Here is an 18065-nt window from a genome sequence, read left to right as displayed (position 1 = left end):
GTCCCGCCGCACCCAGGTGCCTCCTCGCCACAGGTGTCCGCCCGGATGTCCCTCGCTCTCCGGCGCGACACCGCGCCGGAGCTGGCGCTGCGCCGGGCGCTGCACGCGGCCGGCTACCGCTACCGGGTGGTGCACCCGGTGCCGGGCAACCGCCGGCGTTCCATCGACATCGCCTTCACCCGCGCCAGGGTCGCGGTCTTCGTCGACGGCTGCTTCTGGCACGGCTGCCCGGAGCACGGCTCGCAGCCTCGCGCCAACAGCGTGTGGTGGGCCGCCAAGCTGGCCGCCAACCACGCCCGCGACCAGGACACCGACCGGCTGCTGCGCGAGGCGGGCTGGCAGGTCGTGCGGGTGTGGGAGCACGCCAGGATCGAGGACGCGGTCGCGGCAGTGCGGTCGGCGCTGGAGGCCGGCGGCCCTACTGGTAGGAGATGAAGTCCGGCAGCGGGTCGACCTGGGAGACCGTCTCCTCCGGGGAGAGCATCGGCTGGTCCTCGTCGTAGAAGTTCTTCCAGCCCCAGTACTTCACCGACGGCGCGTACTGGTGCAGCACCCGCCAGGTGTCCTGCTTGGCGCCCTGGGGGCCTTGTCCGTCGGCGTGGATGAGCACCGCGAGCTCGGAGCGCGACTGGTCCACCTGGTCCACGTCGGGGATCATCCGGGTCTGGAACATGTGCAGCACCAGCACCTTCTGCGGCAGGTCGTGCTCGCGGGTCAGGTCGGCCAGGTAGTCCACGACCTGGTTCACCTCATCGACGCTGGTCTGGCCGATCTGCGTCATGTGCACCTGGTCCGAGCCCAGCCGCCACTCGGGATCGAGGGCCAGACCGACGTTGGGCCGCAGCAGCAGCTCCTCGTAGATCTTGGCCTGGCTGACGAAGTCCGCGCGGCCGGGCTGCAGGTCGAGCACGACGTACTGCCCGTGCTCGGCAGCCAGGTCGACCAGCTCGACGAAGCTCTCGACCGGCAGCTCGTTGGAGTAGTTCCCGTCCGGGGTCGCCTCGGCGGCTGCGACGGTCACGATGATCTCCAGGCTGGGCACGACCGTCTCCTCGACCAGGGGGGCGTACCACCCCGCGTGCTCCTCGGCCCGGGCGATCGTCTCGGCAGCAGGCTGCTCCCCGAGCACGCCGAGCGCGCCGGTGCTGGGCGTGCCGTAGAGCGCGACGTAGGTCTTGCCGGGCAGCGCCAGCTGACCGCCGCCGGGCAGCTCGACACCGGTCGCCGCGGTGCGGCTGCGCCACGCGAGCGTGTCCGCGTCGCCGAAGTCGGCGCCGAGGCCGACGACCGTGGTCGGTGCTGCGGCCGCGATCGCCTGGACGCTCTCGCTGGTGGCACGAGGATCGGTATGCGGTCCCACGAGCAGCTGCGCGCCCGCCGCCCGCGCGGTCCCCAGGGCGGCGAGGTCCGCGTCGCGCCCCGTGCTCAGCACGGTCACCGTCGCTGCCGGCTCCGGCCGCGTCGTCGAGGGCAGCTCGTCGCGGTCGCTCTCCAGGGCCGGGGGAGTCGTGGGCGCTGCGGCGCCCGTCGCCTCGTCGCCGGACGTGGTGCCGGCCGTGTCGCCGGTCGTCTCGGTGTCGTCGCCGGGGGTCGGGGCGACGACCGAGCCGTCGGGCACGAGGAGCTGCGGGTCCGCCAGGTCCAGGTCGGCCAGCCGCGCCGCGCCGTCGTCCGGCGCGACCTGCACCGGGTCGCCGGCGCCGATGAGGGTGGCGAGCTGCGCGTCGTCCTGCGGCACGACGACGTCGATGCCCGGGTCCGCCACCGGGCCGATCGCCAGCGCGACCTCGGCGTCCAGCCGGTTGATCTCGTCCTTGACGTCCGGCCCGTCGATGAGCACCGGCACGCCGAGCACCGCCCCGGCCGAGGCGGCGCGCAGCTGCTCGCCCTCGCCGGCCAGGACCACGACGGGCGCGGTGTCGAAGAACGTCTGGCTCGCGGCCGCCGACAGCTCGCCGGCGCCGTCCTGGGCCAGGACCACGGCCGGCTCGCCGGGGTCGCGGACGGTCGCCGACACCGCGTCGGGCTCACCGCCGCCGAGGCCCAGGAAGCCGCCGCCGTCGTTCTTCTCCCCGCTCTGGCCGGCGCTGTCGCCGCCGTTGAAGTCGCAGGCGCTGGTCAGCGCCAGGCCGGCGCAGACCAGCACGGACAGCGTGGCACGTGTCAGACGTGGCCCCCGAGTCGACATGACACTTCCTCCCGTGTGGCGCTGGTGACCTGGCCACCATACGGACCCGGGCTGACAAGTGCGGCTCGCGGACCCCGGCGCGCCGTCAGTGGCTGAGCCGGGCGGTGAGCTCGACGATCGTGCGCTCGCGGTGCGGGTCGCGGTCGAGCGGCTCAGCGGCATACGCCCCCGCGACCGGCTGGACCATCACCTCGGTGACGTCGTGCTCGGCCGCGAGCGCGCGCACCTGCTCGGCGACCTCCTCAGCGGTGCCGAGCAGCCACGGCCGGGTGACGGCCTCGAAGGCCTCCGGCAGGATCGGGGGCAGCGGCGCGGCGACCGCCTCGTCGACAGGCATCAGCGGACGGCGCTGCAGGGGGCCCGGCAGCTTGAGGCTGGCCATCATGTGCTGGAACGGCAGCGCGAGCCGCCGGGCCTCCTCCAGGGAGTCGGCGACCACCGCGTTGACGGTGAGGAAGGTCTGCGGCTCGCCCGGACCGGCGAACGTCGAGCGGTAGAGCTGGAGCGCCTCGGCGGTGCCCCGGCCGGCGAAGTGGTGGGCGAAGACGTAGGGCAGGCCGAGCTGGGCGGCCAGCCGCGCGGAGTAGTCGGAGGAACCGAGCAGCCACACCGGCGGAGCCTGCACGGCGTTCGGCGTGGAGAGGACCTCGTGCCGGTGGCCGCCGACCTCGATGGCGGCGCCGCCGGGGGACATGAAGGCCATGACCTGCTGGACGTACTCGGGGAAGCGCTGGACCACGTCCTGGTCGGTGGCCCCGCTGCGCAGCGCCCAGCTGGTCACCGGGTCGGTCCCCGGCGCGCGGCCGATCCCCAGGTCGATGCGTCCAGGGTAGGCGGCCTCCAGCAGGGCGAACTGCTCGGCCACCGCGAGCGAGGCGTGGTTGGGCAGCATGACCCCGCCGGAGCCGACCCGCATCCGCGAGGTGGCGGCGGCGATCACGCCGATGCCGACCGGCGGCGAGGCCGAGGCCACCGAGAGCGTGTTGTGGTGCTCGGCCAGCCAGTAGCGGCGCACCCCCGCATCGTCGGCGGCCCGCGCCAGCGAGCGCGCCGCGTCGAGCGCCTGGGCGGTGGTCTGCCCGGACCGCACCGGGAGCAGGTCGAGCACGGACACGGCGATGGGTGACATGTCTCCTACTCTAGGTGGGCCAACCGTGTCGCCGGTCGGCCGGGCCAACCGTGTCGCCGGTCAGCCGCCGGTCAGCCGCCGAGCAGGTCGCCCAGGCCGCCGCTGCGGCCGGTGCGCTCGCCGGCGCCGCTGGTCCGCTCGTTCTCGGCCGGCTGCACGAGGACGTGGCCCTCGCCGCTGAAGGTCATCTGGATGGTCTCGCCGGTGCCGCCGCGGATCAGCGAGCCGAGCCCGCCGGTGTCGACCCGCACGTCCATCCTCACCCCGGCCGTCCACAGCACCACGGCATGCGCGTCGGCGAACGTGGGCGCCTGGGCGACGTCGAGGGCGACGGGCTCGCCCTTGCTGGTCACGGCGACGTAGCCCGAGCCGCGCAGCGAGACGTTGAACAGGCCGCCGGCCATCATGCCGCCGCGCACGGCGACCCGGTGGATGTCCCAGTCGATCGAGGAGCTGAAGGCCAGCACGTTGGCGCCGTTGACCGAGATCATGTCGTTGTCCAGGTAGAGCACCTGGACGTCGGAGGCGTCGTCGGCGAGGAAGAGCTCGCCCTGCCCCGAGGCCTCCATGATCGGCACTCCCTCACCGGTCATCGCCTTCTTGAGCATCTTGTCCAGCCCGCCGGAGCCGCGGTTGGCGAAGCGGACGTCGCCCTGGTAGGCCACCATCGAGCCCAGCCGGGCGCTGACGGGGCCGTAGTCCATCCGGACCTTGAGCAGCTTGGAGTTCTGCCGCACGAACTGGTCACGGGACTCGGTCTCGCGGAAGTCCTCGAACAGGGAGCCATGGATCGCCATTGATGCTTCTCCTCGGGTCGGTGCCGCCCGGACCCTGCGCCCGGCCGGCTCGCGGTGGGGTCGCCCGGGAAGCCCCCGCCCGACCCATCCGACGAGTATGGTCGTTCGTCCAGGCAGTTGTCACCCGAGGAGGGGCACGTGGGATTCTTCGACAAGGCCATGAAGACGGCCAACGAGCTGGCCGGCAAGGCCGAGACCGCACTTTCGCAGAGCGGGCTCAACGTGCCCGGCACGCCGGGCGGTGAGGCGGCCAAGCTCTACCAGGAGCTGGGGCGGCTCGTGCACGCCGAGCACCGCGGCGAGCCCGCGGACCCGGCACGCCGCTCCGAGCTGCTGCAGCGGCTGGACACGCTGGCCGAGCAGGCCGCCTCCGCACCGCCGCCCCCGGGCGCGCCCCCGCCCCCGGGCTCGTCCGCCCCCAGCACCCCGCCGCCCGGGCCGTCCTCGGGACCTCCACCGGGGCCGTCCTCGCCCCCGCAGCCCGGGCCGTCCTCGCCGCCGCCTCCGCCCCCGCCGCCGCCCGGCAGCTGAGGCGACAGGCTCTACCGCACGTGCGCCCTCTGAGCTCGCCTCTCCGCATGGGGGAGCGCGTGGCGGTGACCGGTGCGACCGGGGGGATCGGCTACTTCGTCGCCGAGCAGCTGGCAGGGCTGGGGCACCCGGTGGTGCTCCTGGCCCGCAGCCCGGCGAAGGCGGCGGCGGCCACCGCCAGTATCCGGCGCCTCGTGCCGGACGCCGAGCTGGACGTGGTGCCCCTCGACCTGGCCGACCTCACCTCCGTGGCGCGGGCGGCCGACCGGCTGGCGGGTGGACGGCCGCTGGCCGCGCTCGTCGCGGACGCGGCGGTGGTCAGCTACGGGCTCGTGCCGAGCCGACCGCGGCTGTCTACCGACGGGCTCGAGGTGCACCTGGCCACCGCGCACCTGGGTCACTACGCGCTGCTCGCGCGGCTCCTGCCCAGGCTCCAGGAGTGGGGCGCGCGCGCGGTGCACGTCGGCAGCCTGAGCCACCGCATGCCGCTGGGGCGCGACCCGTGGGGACGGCTGACCCGGCCGCGGCGGGAGCCCTCCTTCGTCGGCTACGCCCGCTCCAAGGTCGCGGTGGCGCTGTTCGCCCTGGAGCTGGCCGCCCGGCTCGCGGCGGCGGGGTCGGCCGCGTCCTCGGTGCTCGCGCACCCCGGGACGGCGGTGGACGTGCTGACGCCCGTGCGCGACGGCATACCCGCCTCGCAGCCGACCGACCTCGGCCCCGTCGGCCGGGTGCTCGTGCGCGGGATGCACGGCAAGGACGGGGGCGCCGCCGTCCTCGTCCGGGCGGCGGTCGACCCGTCGGTGGGCAACGGTCAGGTATGGGGTCCCGCCGGCCGGTGGCAGCTGGCCGGGGCGCCGGAGCGGGTCGGGGCACCACGGCCGCGACGGCCCGGGCTGACGGCGGAGCTGCTGCGCGTGAGCGAGGAGCTGACCGGCCTGCCGCTGGGCCTCAGCCCTGTCCCCCCAGGTCGACCGAGAACGCCTCGTAGATCAGGTCGTTGACCCGCTGCCGGTGTCGCACCAGGTCGCCGACCAGCGTGGTCAGCTCCTCGCGGAAGGCCGGCAGGGCCTCCGGCGGGACCACCGCCTCGAGCGTGGCCAGGCTCCCGGCGACGCGCTGGCCCAGCTCGTCGTGCTCGTGCCGCTGCTGCTCGACCGCGGGGGAGAGCCGGGTGTCCTCGGCCAGCACCGTCTCGAAGAGGCCGTCCTCGCCCTCGGTGAGCTCGACGTGGTCGCGCAGGTCGTGCTCCAGCTCGACGAGGGCGGTGTGCACCCGCTCCCGCCACCTCGCCGTGCCGAGCGGGCGGGCGAGGGCCTCGTCGACCGCCGCGACCGCCTCGCGCAGCTCCGCGCGCTGGGCCTGGACACGGGCGAGGTAGGCCTCGAAGGCGGTGCGCTGGGCGGGGTCCATGCCCCATGGTCGGCCACGCGCAGGCCGTCCGTCCAGCCCGTGGCCGCCACGGTCGTGCAGGAATGCCGTGACACGGCGGTACGCAGACGTACCACCGTGTCACGGCGCGCCGAGTCGCCTACCAGTCGGTCGGCTTCTCCCCGGTGAAGAGCCACACCTCGAAGAAGTGGTCCAGGTCCTGCGCGGAGACCTCCTCGGCCAGCGCCATGTAGTCCGCGGTCGAGGCGGTGCTGCCGGAGAAGTCCTGCGTCCACCGCAACCGGTGGGTGGGAGCCTGCCGTCCGGTCTTCACAGGATCTGCACACGGCATACCCGTGCCTGGCCCCCGCCTCCTCCTACGCTCGAACCATGACCGAGGACACCGCGCCGCCCGCCGCGCGCACCCTGCTGGTCGTCGAGGACGACCCGACGATCAACCAGGCGCTCACCGACCGGCTGACCGCCGAGGGCTTCCGCGTGGAGCGGGCGTTCGACGGACCCGGCGCGCTGGAGGCGTTCGCCCGGCTCGCTCCCGACCTGCTCCTCCTCGACCTCATGCTCCCCGGCATGGACGGCCTGGAGGTATGCCGTCGCGTCCAGGCCGAGCGTCCCGTCCCCGTCCTCATGCTCACCGCGCGCGTGGACGAGACCGACGTGCTGGTCGGGCTCGGGGTGGGGGCGGACGACTACGTGACCAAGCCGTTCCGGATGCGGGAGGTGGTCGCGCGGGTCCGGGCGCTGCTGCGCCGGGTGGACCGCGCCGCGGACCTCGTGGCCGCAGCCCCGCCCGCGCTGCGCGTGGGGGACCTGGTCGTGGACCGGGCCGGCCGCCGGGCGAGCCTCGCCGGGTCGGCGGTGCACCTGACACCGCTGGAGTTCGACCTGCTCGCGGTCCTGGCCGAGCAGCCCGGCACGGTGCGCACCCGCGAGACCCTCATGGAGGAGGTGTGGGGATGGTCCGACGCCCGCGGCACCCGCACCCTGGACAGCCACGTGAAGTCCCTGCGCGCCAAGATCGGCGCGGGCCGGGTGCGGACCGCGCACGGCGTCGGCTACGCGCTGGAGGCCTGAGCGGTGGCCGCACGCACCGCGAGCCCGCTGGACGGCGTCGCCTCGATCAAGGTCAAGATCGGCCTGCTCGTGGCGCTCAGCATCCTGGTCGCCGCGGTCGTGCTGCAGGTCGGCAGCCGGGCCGGCGTCCCCGCCTGGCTCACGCTGCCGGTCACGCTGGCCGCCGCGCTGGGCGTCACCCAGCTCTTCGCCCGCGGCATGACCGCACCGCTGCGGCAGATGACCCGTGCCGCGGGGCGGATGGCGGGCGGCGACTACTCGGTCCGGGTGGCGGCCACCTCCGCCGACGAGGTCGGCACGCTGGGCCGCGCGTTCAACCGGATGGCCGGCGACCTCGACGACGCCGACCGGCAGCGCCGTCAGCTGCTGGCCACCGTCTCCCACGAGCTGCGCACCCCGCTGGCCGCCCAGCGCGCGCTGCTGGAGAACCTCGTCGACGGTGTCGTGCGCCCCGACGACGCCGCCCTGCAGTCGGCCCTGGCCCAGTCCGAGCGGCTCAGCGCCCTCGTCGGCGACCTGCTCGAGGTGAGCCGGGTCGACGGGGGAGCGGTGCCCCTGCAGCTGGAGCAGGTCGAGGTGCGTGCGCTGCTGGACGCCGCCGTGGCCGAGACCGGCGTCGGCGGCCGCGGGGTGCACGTCGAGTCCGTCGTCGAGCCGGCCGGCCTCGTCGTCGCCGGCGACCCCGCCCGCCTGGCCCAGGTCGTGGCCAACCTGCTCGACAACGCGGTGCGGCACAGCCCCGCCGGAGGCACCGTGCGCGTCCGGGCCGCGCTCGTCCCCGACGACGCCAGCGCCCCGGCCAGCGACCCGTCTGCGCCGGCCACCCAGGGTGCCCGCTGGTCCCTCGAGGTCGCCGACGAGGGCCCCGGGATCGCGCCGGAGCTCGCCGAACGGGTGCTGACCCGCTACGGCGTCGGCGACGACGCCAGCGGCGGCACCGGGCTGGGCCTGGCCATCGCCGGCTGGGTCTGCCAGCTGCACGGCGGCACCCTCGAGGTGCTGCCGCCCGGGCCGGGCCGCGCCGGCGCCCGCGTGCGCGCGCTGCTGCCGGTCGCGCCCCGCCCGGCTCCGGAGCGGGCCCTCGCAGCCGCAGCTGCGCCCCATACCCCGACAGGACCGGTCACCACGGCCGGGCCGGAGCGCAAGGAGACCCCCGTGACCACCGCCCAGCACGCCGCCTCGCTGCCCCCGTCGGACGACCTGCCCGGACACACCGCCGTCGACGCGCTGTTCGGACGGCTGTGGCCCGAGCGTGCCGACACCCTGCGCACCGCGCCGCTGCCCCTCGTCGCCTCGCTCGTCATCGGCGCCGTCGCCGCGGCGGTGCTGCCCTACCGCAACCTGGGGCTAGGGACGGCGCTGGTGCTGCTCGCCGCCGGTGGGCTGGTCCTGGCGCTGTCGGTGCACCGCCGGCGGGCGTGGACGGTGCTGTCCGCGGTGCTCTGCGTCGGCCTGTGCTCGATGGTGGTCCTGCGCGCGGCCGAGTGGCTCGCGGTCGTCTCGGTGCTCGCGGCGGCCGTCCTGGTCACCACGGCGCTGACCGACGCGCGGCGGCTGACGGCCGTCCTCGCCGGCGGGGCGGCGTGGGTGCTCAGCGGGATCCGCGGGCTGCCGCTGCTGGGACGTACCCTCTCCGCGGCCAGCCGCCACCAGGTGCTCTGGCCGGTGGTGCGCACCGCAGCGGTCTCGCTCGTCGCGCTCGTGGTCTTCGGCGGGCTGTTCGCCTCCGGCGACGCGGTCTTCGGCTCGTGGGCGCGGCAGGTGCTGCCCAGCGTGCACCTGGCCGACAGCCTGGTGCTGCGGGTGTTCGTGTGGTTCTTCGTCGGCGGCGTGGTGCTGGCCGCGTGCTACCTCGCCCTCAACCCGCCGCGCGTGGACCGCCTCGCGCTGCCCGAGGCTCGCCCGGTCGCGCGGGCCTGGGAGTGGCTGGTGCCGGTCGGGGTCGTGCTGGCGGTCTTCGTCGTCTTCATGGTCGCGCAGGCCTCGGCGATGTGGGGCGGGCACGAGTTCGTGCTGCGCACCACCGGGATGAGCTACGCCGACTACGTCCACCAGGGTATGGGGCAGCTCACCGTCGCCACCGCCCTCACCCTCCTGACGGTCGCGCTCACGGTCCGCAAGGCGCCGCGGGCCACGACCGCCCAGCGGACGCTGCTGCGGGTCGTGCTCGGGGCGCTGTGCCTGCTGACGCTCGTCGTCGTGGCCTCGGCGCTGTACCGGATGGCGGTCTACCAGCAGGCCTTCGGGTTCACCGTGCTGCGCGTGCTCGCCGACGCCTTCGAGCTCTGGCTGGGGCTGGTCGTGGTCATGGTCATCGTCTCCGGGGTGCGGCTCTCCGGGGCCTGGCTGCCGCGCGCGGCGCTGGCCACCGGCGCGGCGATGGTGCTGGCGCTCGGCGTGGGCAACCCCGAGGCGTGGATCGCCCAGCAGAACATCCAGCGCTACGAGCAGACCGGCAAGGTCGACCTGGGCTACCTGGCCACGCTCGGGCCGGACGCCACGCCGGTCATCGAGGACGGGCTGCCGGCGCAGATGGCCCAGGACGTGCTCGGTCGCCAGCACGTGCCCTCGCCGGACGACTGGCTGGGCTGGAACCTGGGCCGGGCGCGCGCCGGCGCGCTGGCCCCGCGCCCTTAGGGGACAGACAACGTCCTGCACCACAGGCAGTGTCGGCAACGCTGTCTGCGGTGCAGGACGTTGTCTGTCTGGCGGGGGCTGGCCCAGCGCTGGGGCCGGCTCGGCGCCCGGGCCGGCCCGGCGCCGGGAGCAGGCTCAGCCCTCGCGCCGCAGCACCAGCCGGGTCCAGCCGCCCAGGAAGACCCGGTCGTCCTCGTCGACCTCGACCCGCACGCCCTGGCCGAGGGGCTCGGTCGGCAGCGGCTCGCCCACCGTCCCGACGTAGGTGCCGTTGGCGGTGTCCAGGTCCTCGACCCACCAGCGGTGCCCGTCGCTGGTGAGCTGGACGTGGCGCACCGACACCCCGGCGTCGGTGCCCGCGTCGAGGTCGGGGTGCAGGCCCCGCTCGAGATTGGTGCGGCCCACGATCAGGTTGTCCGTGGTCAGCCGCACCACCTCGGGCGGGCCGGCGTCCGGCACCGGCTGGTCGGAGTCCCGGGTGGCGGCCCAGGCGTGGTCGACCCAGAGCTCGGCCACCCAGCCGCTGTCCCGCTCGCGCGAGGGCGGCCGGTGGGCGGGCCGTTCGTGCGCCTCGTGCGCCTGCCCCGACGGCGGGGGCGTGGGCGGCGGGACCGTCGGTCGACGCTCGAGGTCGGCCTCGTCCAGCCCGAGCTCCTCGGCGGTCGTGGGCAGCTCGATGTCGTCGGCGTCGCGCCGCGGGTCGATGGAGGCCTCCAGCGGCTCGGCGGCCTGCAGCGAGGTGGCCAGCGGCTCGGCCGGCTCATCGGAGTCGTCCCCGTCGTCCGACGGGACGGCGCCGCCCTCGTCGGCGGCCTCCGGTCCAGGGGCGCCCATCGGCGAGGAGCCGGTCACGAAGTCGTAGCCGCACGACCCGCAGAACGCCACGTCCCCCACCGAGGTCGCGTGGCAGTTCGGGCACTCGCGCACCTCGGTCGCGCCGTCGTGGGCCCCGCGCGCCGGCTCGACGTCGCGCGCCGGCTCGACCCGGTGGCCGCGCTCGTCCTCCTCGGCGTTCACGCGTCCGGCCTCAGCTGGGCGAGGTAGGCCTCCTGGGCGGCGATCAGCGCCGAGGCCCGCTGGATGTCGGCCGGCTTCGTGTGCAGCGACTCCTTGGCCGCGGTGAGCATCCCGGCCAGGTCGACGCTGGTCGGCGCCCCGCAGCCGGCGAGCGTCTTGGCGAGCCGCTCGGCGCGGTCGGCGAGGTCGGCATACTCCGCCAGCGCCGCGGAGTAGGTCGCGTGCGCCTGGTCCAGCGCCCTGCCCACGCGTTCCAGGTTGACGACGTAGGCCTCCAGCGCGCCGTCCTCCTCCGGCACCCCGCCCAGTGCCGTGACGTCGGGTATGCCGAGTCGGGGGGCCGGCCGCAGGTCGTTCAGCACCCGCTGGGCCAGGCTGCGCACGGCCTCGCCGCGGGCGACCAGGTGCGCGCGCTCGGCCTGCGCCTGGTCCCGGTCGGCGTGCGCGTGGGCGTGGCTCGCGGCGGTGACGATGAGCTCGCGGTCCACCGCCGCGAGGGCGGACTCGGCCGCGCCGATGTCGGCGATGGCCGGCTCGTCCTGCCCGTGGAGGGCTGCCACCTGTGCATCGAGCGCGTCCAGCGCCCCGGCCAGGTCGTGCGCGGCGGCGCCGTCGTGCTCGGCCAGGACCTGGCGGAGCCGCTCCAGGTCCATCTCAAGCCCGGCCAGCCGCTCGCCCGGGTCCGCCTCGCCGTCTGGGTCGACGCGGGCCCGCAACGACCCCGCCAGGACGTCGGAGAGCCGCAGGGCGTCCGGCAGGCTCACCGCGAGCGCCTCGGCGTCGCCGTCGGGCAGCTCGAGCATCCCCCAGATCAGCTGGGCCACCCACTCGCGCTCGCCCCCGCCGCCGTGGACGTCCTCCCAGGTGGCGAGCAGCAGGTCGTGGCGCTGGGCGACGGCGTGGAAGAGCGTCATCGAGGAGGTGAGGTCGGCCTCCAGCGCGGTGCGCTCGGGGTGGCTGCGGGTCAGCTCGTCCAGCGCCCGCAGCTCGTGCTCGCGGCGCAGCCGCCACCGCGCCAGCTCGGAGAGGTAGCGGTCGGTCGCGTCGTCCGGGGGCAGCAGTCCCGGCTCCACCGGCGGGGGCGGGGCGACGGCATACCTGCTCACCCGACCTCCTGGGTCTCGTGGTCGGGGTCGGGCTGGTCGGGGACCGGCAGCCGGGGTATGCCGTCCTCGCCCACCTCCAGCCCGTGGTCGTGGACGACGCCGTCGTCGAGGTCCTCGGGGCAGATGCCGACGGGCTCGGCCAGCGAGGCCGGCCGGGTGCGCGCGGGGAACCGCTCGAGGAGCACGTCCAGCTGGCCGCGCACGGCCTGCCCGTCGCCGCGGCGGGCGCCGTCGTAGGCCCGGTCCAGCGTCAGGCCGAGCAGGTCCAGCTGGTCCACGGTGCGCAGCAGCGGGGCGTGCTCGCCGAGGACCGCGTGCCCGCTGGCGAACGCGCGCGGCAGGCGCTGGAAGGCGCCGACCGACTCCGCGACCCAGGCCACGGCGCGGCCGGCGACCTCGCGGACGGGCTCCTCGGCGGAGAGCTCGAGCAGGTCCCGCGTGCTGTCCAGCACCCGGCGCACACGGGCCCGCACCACGTCGGAGACGTCGGGGCCGGTGAGCAGGCCGCCCTGCTCGTCGAGGGCGCGCCGCAGGTGGTCGGCGTCGAGCGGGGCCTCCTGGTCGTCGTGGGTCGGCGACCCGTGGTGGGGCTGCTCCATGTCGTCGGTGCCTCCGGTCGGCAGGGTGTGGTCTGTCGTTCGTGCGGACCCCGGCCCCACCCTACGTGGGGCGGGTCGGTGCCCGGGGCGGGCTCGGGATGCGCTCGCGGGAGCGGGGTGGTCTCGTGGAGGCATGGCCTCCCAGGACGACACGACGCAGCACAAGGACCAGCTGACCTTCGACGACCCGGTGACCCGTCACCCGGACATCACCCCACCGGTGCAGCACCAGCCCAAGCCCGGCCTGGACGCCGAGCTGATGCCCACGACCGACCGGGGACAGACCTCGTACAGGGGGACCGGTCGGCTGGAGGGCCGCCGCGCACTGATCACCGGCGGCGACTCCGGTATCGGCGGGGCGGTGGCGATCGCGTACGCCCGGGAGGGCGCGGACGTGGCGATCAACTACCTGCCCGAGGAGGAGGAGGACGCGGACCTGGTCGCCGGGCTGGTCGAGGCGGAGGGCCGCACCTGCGTGCGGATCCCCGCCGACCTGCGCGAGCGCGAAGCCTGCGACGCGATCGTGGCGAAGGCGGTGGAGGGTCTCGGCGGGCTCGACGCGCTCGTGGTCAACGCCGGGCGCCAGACATGGTCCGAGGCGATCGTCGACATCAGCGACGAGCAGTTCGACAACACCGTCAGGACCAACATCTACGCGATGTTCTGGATCTGCCGGGCCGCGGTGCCGCACCTGCAGCCCGGGTCGACGATCGTCATGTCGACCTCGGTCCAGGCCTACAGCCCCAGCGAGACGCTGCTGGACTACGCGATGACCAAGGCGGCGATCAACACCTTCGCCAAGGGCCTGGCCAAGCAGCTGGCGCCCGAGGGTGTGCGCGTCAACGCGGTCGCCCCGGGGCCCGTCTGGACGCCGCTGCAGGTGGCCGAGGGCCAGCCCAAGAAAAAGCTGCCCACGTTCGGGCAGGGGCAGCCGATCGGGCGCGCGGCGCAGCCGGTCGAGCTGGCCCCGGCCTACGTCTTCCTCGCCTCGCCCGAGAGCTCCTACGTGATCGGCGAGACGCTCAACGTCAACGGCGGCGCGGACTCGCCCTGATGCCCGCCCCGGTCGCCCTCACGCCCTACGTGCGGCGGTTCGTCAACCCGCTCACCGTCCACCTGGCCGGGCACGGCTGGTTCGTCGAGCTCGAGCACGTCGGCCGCCGCAGCGGCACCGTCCGGCGCACCCCGATGTTCGCCTTCCGGCACGGTGAGCTGGTGACCATCGCGCTCACCTACGGCCCCGACGTGCAGTGGCTGAAGAACGTGCGCGCCGCGGGCGGGTGCCGGATGCACCAGGGCCGTTCCATGCTGGCGCTCGGCCCGCCGCGCTCCCTCACCACGCAGGAGGGGATCGCCCGGATGCCTCAGCCGATCCGCTGGGTGCTCGCCCGCACCGGCGCGTGCGAGGACTTCGTGGAGCTGCCGGTGCTGGGGGAGCGGCCCTTCCACCAGCGGGCCTGAGGTGCGCCAGGGGGCGGCGCCCGCTGTGCCGGCGCACGGCATACCGCCGCGTCGTCCCGGGGACCGGGGCGCCGGTGCGACACAATCGGGACCATCTGACCTGAGGAGGCCCGAAGCGTGAACGCCCTGCCGCGCCGGATCGACGAGCTGCAGCGCCGCCGTCCGTGGCTGGGCGTCCCGGTGGCGGTCGTGTTCAAGTTCTTCGACGACCACGGGGTCTACCTCTCGGTGCTCATCACCTACTACGGGTTCCTGGCGCTGTTCCCGATGATGATGCTGCTGACCTCGGCGCTCGGCTTCGTCCTGGAGGATCAGCCCGAGCTGCGCCGGCAGATCATGTCCACGGCGGTCGGGCAGTTCCCCGTCATCGGCACCCAGATCAGCCGGGAGGGCTTCGGCGGCAGCACGACCGCGCTGGTGGTCGGGGCGCTGGTGGCGGTGTGGGCGGCCGTGCGCGCCTCGCAGGCCACGCTGCACATGATGAACATCTGCTGGGCCGTGCCCCGCCACCAGCGGCCCGACCCGATCCGCTCGCCGATCAGGGCGCTGCCGCTCATCGCGATCGCCGGGCTGATGCTCGTCGGCACCACCGTCGGCACGGTGCTGACCACCGAGGCCGGCGCCTACGGGGTGGAGCTGCGACGGGTCGTGCCCTACGTGGTGGTGGCGATCAGCTTCGTCGTCGCGGTCCTGGTGTTCAGCCTCGGGATGTGGGTGGGGACGAGCTATCCGCTGAACTTCTCCCAGGCGCTGCCCGGTGCCTTCGTCGCCGCCGTCGGGTGGCTGCTGCTCCAGCGCTTCGGGATCACCTACGCCAACCAGATCGTCTCGCGCACCAACGACACGTACGGGGTGTTCGCGGTGGTGCTGGGCCTGCTCGTGTTCATCTTCGTCGCGGCCCAGCTGGTGGTCTTCGCCGTGGAGGTCAACGTGGTGCTGGTCAAGCGCCTGTGGCCGCGGGCGCTGCTGGGGCCGTTCACCACCTCGGTGTCGCTCACCGAGGCGGACCTGCAGACCTACCGCGACGCGGCGGTGTCGACACAGATCAAGGACTACCAGGACGTCGAGGTGACCTTCGACCACCCGTTGGGGCCACCGGACGAGCCGACCGAGCGTCCGCCGGACGAGACTGGCGGGCAGGCCGGCGAGAACGAGGGTCCCGCCTGAAGGCTCCGGCCCGGGCCGAACGCTCGTGCAGGATGCCGCCGTCGCGTCAGCGGCGCTCGTCGCCGTCCGCGTCGGGGTGGTCCTGCGGCGCGGCGTACGGGTCGGACCGGGGCGGCGGGGGAGGCGGTGCGGACTGCCAGCCGCCCGAGCCGGGCGGGGGCGGCGGGTCCTGGGGCGTGCCGTACGGGGGCTGGCCGGAGCCGTAGGACTGCTCCGCGGAGCCATACCCCCCGCCCTGCGCGCCGTAGCCGGGGGCACCGGGGCCGCCGTAGCCCCCCGGCCCCGGGTAGCCGCTGGCCGCCAGGGCCGCCTTCTTGTCCCTGCTGCGGCCCACGAGCCACAGGATCAGGCCGACGAGCGTCAGCAGCACCAGCGGGAAGAGCGCGAGAAAGGCGATGCCGGCCGCGACGATGCCGGTGACGTCGTCGAGGCCGAGGGACGGGCTGACCATCGCGGCAGCGTCGCAGCTGACCGTGTGGTCGCCGTCCTGCTCCGCGGTGAAGGTGCCGACCACGGTCACCCCCTGGCTGCCGGCGGCGTCGAAGGCCGGGTCCTGGGTGAGCGGCAGCTCGGTGCCGTCCGGCGAGGTCACCGTGCAGCTGGGATGGTCACCCGTGTCCGCCAGGACCAGCCGCACGTGGTCGGTCTGCATCGGCACGGTCACCGGCTCACCGGCCTGCACCTGGACCGCGTCCGCCTGCATGGTCGAGGCGGTGCGCACGGTGGTGGTGACACCCCATACCGCGACGGCGACCGCGACGATCGACAGGAGGAGGCCGATGAAGAAGAGGACCTTGCCCGGCGTGGTCATCGCGCTCTTGCGCGGGGGGACCGCCGCCTGGCCGTACGCGTAGTCGCTGGGTGGCATGCTCACAGCACCAACCTAACGTCCCCGGCGACGCTGCAGGACCCGACCCGGCGTGCCTGTGGACGACGGGCCCCGCTCAGCGGTAGGTGTCACGGGTCGCGGCCTGGTCGAAGGGCTCGTCCTCGTGCGACATCCCGCCCTCGTCGTCGACGAAGACCAGGGCCCCGGCGGCGAGCAGCTCGGCGATCTCCTCCTCCGACATGGCCGCCAGCTCCTCGTCGCTCAGCTCGACGTAGCCGTCCCCGTCCGCCCCGGGGCCGGGCGTGCCGCTCGGGTCGGCCTCCTCGTCCGGCCCGACAGGGGCAGCGCCCTCGTCGGCGCGGTCGTCCGGGTCGGCGGGCCGGCCGTGGTTGTCCTCGTCCGGCTCGAGCAGCGCGGCCGGGCCGTGCGCCTCCTCCTCCCACCACTCCTCGGCGCCCTCGGAGGGCGGCTCACCGGCGTCTCCCACGACATACCCATCGTCCTCCTGGTCGTCGGTGCCGTGCCGGACCACGAGCAGCAGCGCGCCGCCGATGAGCAGGAGCGTCGCCCCGGCCAGGGTGCCCATGCTGCCGAGCATGAGCCCGCCCAGGCGGAGCAGCCCGTCCGCGGGACTGACCTCGGGCGCGACGACGACGCCGCGGCCGGTGCACTCGATCGTGTGCTCCCCGGCAGCCTGGGCGCGGAAGGAGCCGACCACCTGGAAGCGCGCCAGCGGGTTGTCCAGACCGACCCGACGGCCCTCGTCGGACAGGTGCTTGACCGGAACCTCACCGCCTGGTCCGACGACCGTGCAGACGACCTGGTCGACCGGGGTCGGCGCGCTCTCGCCGGGGGCGACGAGCCCGCCGGTGAGGTACAGCGTCCGCTCCGAACCCGCCGACAGAGTGGTCGTCGTGGTGCCGTCGAGCAGCTCGGCGGAGTTGTCGCGCAGGTTGTTGATCAGGCTGCGGGTGGTCAGCCCGGACACGAGCAGGACCACCACGGAGATCGCGAGCAGCAGCGCACCGACGCGCACCAGCGCCTGGCCGGAACGGCGCAGCCGTCCACGGTTGGTGCGCGGGCGGCCGTGCGTGACGGTCTGCTCGGAGGACATGCCCCGACTCTAGGCGCCCCGGCCCTCCCGGCGGAACCCCGCGGCGCGCCGCAGGCCGCCCTCAGCCGGTGCCGTGCTGCTCGGAGCCGGTCGCCGGCCTGAGCACCAGCCGCGTCCACGCGCCCAGGTAGACCCGGTCGTCCCGGTCCAGCTCGACCCGCTGGCCCGGGGTCAGGGGTGCGGAGGGGAGCGGCTCGCCGACCGTCCCGACGAACGTTCCGTTGCTGCTGCCCAGGTCCTCGATCCACCACCGCCGACCGTCGCTCGTCAGCTGCGCGTGCCTGCGCGAGACCGCGCTGTCGACGCCGGCGTCGACGTCCGGCCGTGCGCCCAGGCTGCCCGAGGGCCGCCCGATCAGCGCGTTGCTGCGGGTCAGCAGCACGGTGTCCGGGACGCCGGGGCTGGGGATGTCCTCGGCGGTCTGCTGCACGGCATACCAGTCGGGGTCGACCCACAGCTCCACCACCCACGCCTGGGCGAGCTCGCGCGAGGGAGGGGTATGGCGTGCCCGGTGCTGCGGGGGAGAGGTCCGGTCCTCCTGGGGGACCGGCTGCGGCGGAAGGGCCGGCTCGACGTCGGGCCCGGGCTCGGCCTCGGGCTGCGGGTCCTCGTCCGCTACGGCACCCGCCCGGGGGTCGGGCTCCTCGTCCGGTGCCGGCAGGTCCTGATCCGGGGTGTCTGCCGGCTCCGGTTCGTCCCGCGGTTCGTCCGGCTCGTCGGCGGGCTCGGTCTGTCCGACCACGTCCGGGGCCTCGACCTGCCCGACCTCCTCGGAGTCCTGCGCGGTCTCCGGCTCCTCCTCCGTCGGCGGTCCCGAGCCCGTCGGCGGCGTCCCGGTCGTGAAGTCGTAGCCGCACGCCTCGCAGAAGAGCGCGTCGGCGACGTTGAGCGCCCCGCAGTGCGGGCAGGTCTGCGGCTCCGGACCCAGGTCGACCTCGGTCCCGGCCGCCCCCGGCTGAGGCACCGCCGTCCCCACTGCTGCTGCGGGCGCGGAGGCGGGAGCGCCGGCCATGGGGGACCCGCACGTGTC

At 74.9% G+C, this 18065-nt stretch carries 19 protein-coding genes; 8 read left to right on the top strand and 11 right to left on the bottom strand.

The genetic code is table 11. The annotated features are described in order from the left end of the window. Nucleotides 1-45: 45 nt before the first annotated feature. Nucleotides 46-435: a very short patch repair endonuclease gene (locus DV701_RS05925; RefSeq protein WP_202863648.1), complete on the top strand. Its 390-nt coding sequence runs from the start codon at nucleotides 46-48 to the stop codon at nucleotides 433-435. Here DV701_RS05925 and DV701_RS05920 read toward each other — a convergent pair. The 3 genes from DV701_RS05920 to DV701_RS05910 all read right to left on the bottom strand — a co-directional run bounded on the left by DV701_RS05920 (nucleotide 419) and on the right by DV701_RS05910 (nucleotide 4114). Further along, nucleotides 419-2188 (bottom strand): hypothetical protein, encoded by a 1770-nt coding sequence (locus tag DV701_RS05920; RefSeq protein ID WP_114927486.1) that lies wholly within the window; start codon nucleotides 2186-2188, stop codon nucleotides 419-421. The two genes, DV701_RS05925 and DV701_RS05920, sit on opposite strands and share 17 nt — an antisense overlap. Nucleotides 2189-2273: 85 nt before the next feature. Then, a complete protein-coding gene (locus tag DV701_RS05915; protein WP_114927485.1) occupies nucleotides 2274-3317 on the bottom strand; it encodes an LLM class flavin-dependent oxidoreductase in 1044 nt (347 codons plus the stop codon). Between the two features lie 71 nt (nucleotides 3318-3388). After that, nucleotides 3389-4114, bottom strand: coding sequence for an AIM24 family protein (locus tag DV701_RS05910; RefSeq protein ID WP_114927484.1), 726 nt, complete (start codon nucleotides 4112-4114; stop codon nucleotides 3389-3391). A gap of 138 nt (nucleotides 4115-4252) precedes the next feature. On the opposite strand from DV701_RS05910, the gene DV701_RS05905 reads away from it, so the two are divergent. Continuing rightward, nucleotides 4253-4645 (top strand): hypothetical protein, encoded by a 393-nt coding sequence (locus tag DV701_RS05905; protein ID WP_114927483.1) that lies wholly within the window; start codon nucleotides 4253-4255, stop codon nucleotides 4643-4645. A 47-nt stretch (nucleotides 4646-4692) separates the two neighbouring features. Continuing rightward, nucleotides 4693-5646, top strand: a complete 954-nt coding sequence (locus DV701_RS05900; RefSeq protein WP_114927482.1) for an SDR family NAD(P)-dependent oxidoreductase — start codon at nucleotides 4693-4695, stop codon at nucleotides 5644-5646. Here DV701_RS05900 and DV701_RS05895 read toward each other — a convergent pair. Both DV701_RS05895 and DV701_RS18145 read right to left on the bottom strand, forming a co-directional pair. Continuing rightward, nucleotides 5594-6055 (bottom strand): hypothetical protein, encoded by a 462-nt coding sequence (locus DV701_RS05895; RefSeq protein WP_114927481.1) that lies wholly within the window; start codon nucleotides 6053-6055, stop codon nucleotides 5594-5596. The two genes, DV701_RS05900 and DV701_RS05895, sit on opposite strands and share 53 nt — an antisense overlap. 118 nt (nucleotides 6056-6173) lie before the next feature. Next, nucleotides 6174-6347: a M1 family metallopeptidase gene (locus DV701_RS18145; protein ID WP_162802835.1), complete on the bottom strand. Its 174-nt coding sequence runs from the start codon at nucleotides 6345-6347 to the stop codon at nucleotides 6174-6176. 56 nt (nucleotides 6348-6403) lie between these two features. Here DV701_RS18145 and DV701_RS05890 point away from each other — a divergent pair, with 56 nt between their 5' ends. Together DV701_RS05890 and DV701_RS05885 are read left to right on the top strand one after the other, a co-directional pair. Then, entirely contained in the window at nucleotides 6404-7105 is a 702-nt protein-coding gene (locus DV701_RS05890) for a response regulator transcription factor (RefSeq protein WP_114927480.1), read from the top strand. A 3-nt stretch (nucleotides 7106-7108) separates the two neighbouring features. Further along, nucleotides 7109-9742: a DUF4153 domain-containing protein gene (locus DV701_RS05885; protein WP_114927479.1), complete on the top strand. Its 2634-nt coding sequence runs from the start codon at nucleotides 7109-7111 to the stop codon at nucleotides 9740-9742. A gap of 135 nt (nucleotides 9743-9877) precedes the next feature. Here DV701_RS05885 and DV701_RS05880 read toward each other — a convergent pair whose 3' ends face one another. From DV701_RS05880 to DV701_RS05870, 3 genes are read right to left on the bottom strand one after another with little or no spacing between them, the layout of a single operon-like run. Further along, a complete protein-coding gene (locus DV701_RS05880; RefSeq protein WP_228255249.1) occupies nucleotides 9878-10759 on the bottom strand; it encodes an FHA domain-containing protein in 882 nt (293 codons plus the stop codon). Continuing rightward, nucleotides 10756-11865 carry a hypothetical protein gene (locus DV701_RS05875; RefSeq protein WP_114927478.1) on the bottom strand — a complete coding sequence of 370 codons (1110 nt, stop codon included), beginning with the start codon at nucleotides 11863-11865 and terminating at the stop codon, nucleotides 10756-10758. The genes DV701_RS05880 and DV701_RS05875 overlap by 4 nt, the downstream gene beginning before the upstream one ends. Continuing rightward, nucleotides 11862-12464 (bottom strand): hypothetical protein, encoded by a 603-nt coding sequence (locus DV701_RS05870; protein WP_114927477.1) that lies wholly within the window; start codon nucleotides 12462-12464, stop codon nucleotides 11862-11864. The genes DV701_RS05875 and DV701_RS05870 overlap by 4 nt, the downstream gene beginning before the upstream one ends. Before the next feature lie 133 nt (nucleotides 12465-12597). On the opposite strand from DV701_RS05870, the gene DV701_RS05865 reads away from it, so the two are divergent. The 3 genes from DV701_RS05865 (at nucleotide 12598) to DV701_RS05855 (ending at nucleotide 15092) form a co-directional block, all read left to right on the top strand. Beyond that, entirely contained in the window at nucleotides 12598-13518 is a 921-nt protein-coding gene (locus tag DV701_RS05865) for an SDR family oxidoreductase (RefSeq protein ID WP_114927476.1), read from the top strand. Beyond that, nucleotides 13518-13925, top strand: a complete 408-nt coding sequence (locus DV701_RS05860; protein WP_114927475.1) for a nitroreductase family deazaflavin-dependent oxidoreductase — start codon at nucleotides 13518-13520, stop codon at nucleotides 13923-13925. The genes DV701_RS05865 and DV701_RS05860 overlap by 1 nt, the downstream gene beginning before the upstream one ends. Nucleotides 13926-14042: 117 nt before the next feature. Continuing rightward, nucleotides 14043-15092 carry a YihY/virulence factor BrkB family protein gene (locus tag DV701_RS05855; protein WP_114927474.1) on the top strand — a complete coding sequence of 350 codons (1050 nt, stop codon included), beginning with the start codon at nucleotides 14043-14045 and terminating at the stop codon, nucleotides 15090-15092. Nucleotides 15093-15138: 46 nt separating this feature from the next. Here the strand turns inward: DV701_RS05855 and DV701_RS05850 are convergent, their stop codons facing one another. The 3 genes from DV701_RS05850 to DV701_RS05840 all read right to left on the bottom strand — a co-directional run bounded on the left by DV701_RS05850 (nucleotide 15139) and on the right by DV701_RS05840 (nucleotide 18047). Next, nucleotides 15139-15966 (bottom strand): hypothetical protein, encoded by an 828-nt coding sequence (locus tag DV701_RS05850; protein ID WP_114927473.1) that lies wholly within the window; start codon nucleotides 15964-15966, stop codon nucleotides 15139-15141. A gap of 70 nt (nucleotides 15967-16036) precedes the next feature. Then, nucleotides 16037-17035, bottom strand: coding sequence for a hypothetical protein (locus DV701_RS05845; RefSeq protein ID WP_114927472.1), 999 nt, complete (start codon nucleotides 17033-17035; stop codon nucleotides 16037-16039). Nucleotides 17036-17096: 61 nt separating this feature from the next. Beyond that, complete coding sequence (locus DV701_RS05840; RefSeq protein WP_229574887.1) at nucleotides 17097-18047, bottom strand: FHA domain-containing protein; 951 nt, start codon at nucleotides 18045-18047, stop codon at nucleotides 17097-17099. Between the last annotated feature and the right edge of the window lie 18 nt (nucleotides 18048-18065).

This window comes from Ornithinimicrobium avium (assembly GCF_003351765.1).
Classification (GTDB): Bacteria; Actinomycetota; Actinomycetes; order Actinomycetales; family Dermatophilaceae; genus Ornithinicoccus; species Ornithinicoccus avius.
This window is presented reverse-complemented; position numbering and strand designations above follow the sequence as displayed.

Coding starts and splice junctions, on each gene's coding strand:
- DV701_RS05845 (WP_114927472.1), bottom strand. CDS start 17,035: ATGTCCTCCGAGCAGACCGTCACGCACGGCCGCCCGCGCACCAACCGT.
- DV701_RS05870 (WP_114927477.1), bottom strand. CDS start 12,464: ATGGAGCAGCCCCACCACGGGTCGCCGACCCACGACGACCAGGAGGCC.
- DV701_RS05895 (WP_114927481.1), bottom strand. CDS start 6,055: ATGGACCCCGCCCAGCGCACCGCCTTCGAGGCCTACCTCGCCCGTGTC.
- DV701_RS05925 (WP_202863648.1), top strand. CDS start 46: ATGTCCCTCGCTCTCCGGCGCGACACCGCGCCGGAGCTGGCGCTGCGC.
- DV701_RS05920 (WP_114927486.1), bottom strand. CDS start 2,188: ATGTCGACTCGGGGGCCACGTCTGACACGTGCCACGCTGTCCGTGCTG.
- DV701_RS05900 (WP_114927482.1), top strand. CDS start 4,693: ATGGGGGAGCGCGTGGCGGTGACCGGTGCGACCGGGGGGATCGGCTAC.
- DV701_RS05860 (WP_114927475.1), top strand. CDS start 13,518: ATGCCCGCCCCGGTCGCCCTCACGCCCTACGTGCGGCGGTTCGTCAAC.
- DV701_RS05890 (WP_114927480.1), top strand. CDS start 6,404: ATGACCGAGGACACCGCGCCGCCCGCCGCGCGCACCCTGCTGGTCGTC.
- DV701_RS05910 (WP_114927484.1), bottom strand. CDS start 4,114: ATGGCGATCCATGGCTCCCTGTTCGAGGACTTCCGCGAGACCGAGTCC.
- DV701_RS05840 (WP_229574887.1), bottom strand. CDS start 18,047: ATGGCCGGCGCTCCCGCCTCCGCGCCCGCAGCAGCAGTGGGGACGGCG.
- DV701_RS05915 (WP_114927485.1), bottom strand. CDS start 3,317: ATGTCACCCATCGCCGTGTCCGTGCTCGACCTGCTCCCGGTGCGGTCC.
- DV701_RS05865 (WP_114927476.1), top strand. CDS start 12,598: ATGGCCTCCCAGGACGACACGACGCAGCACAAGGACCAGCTGACCTTC.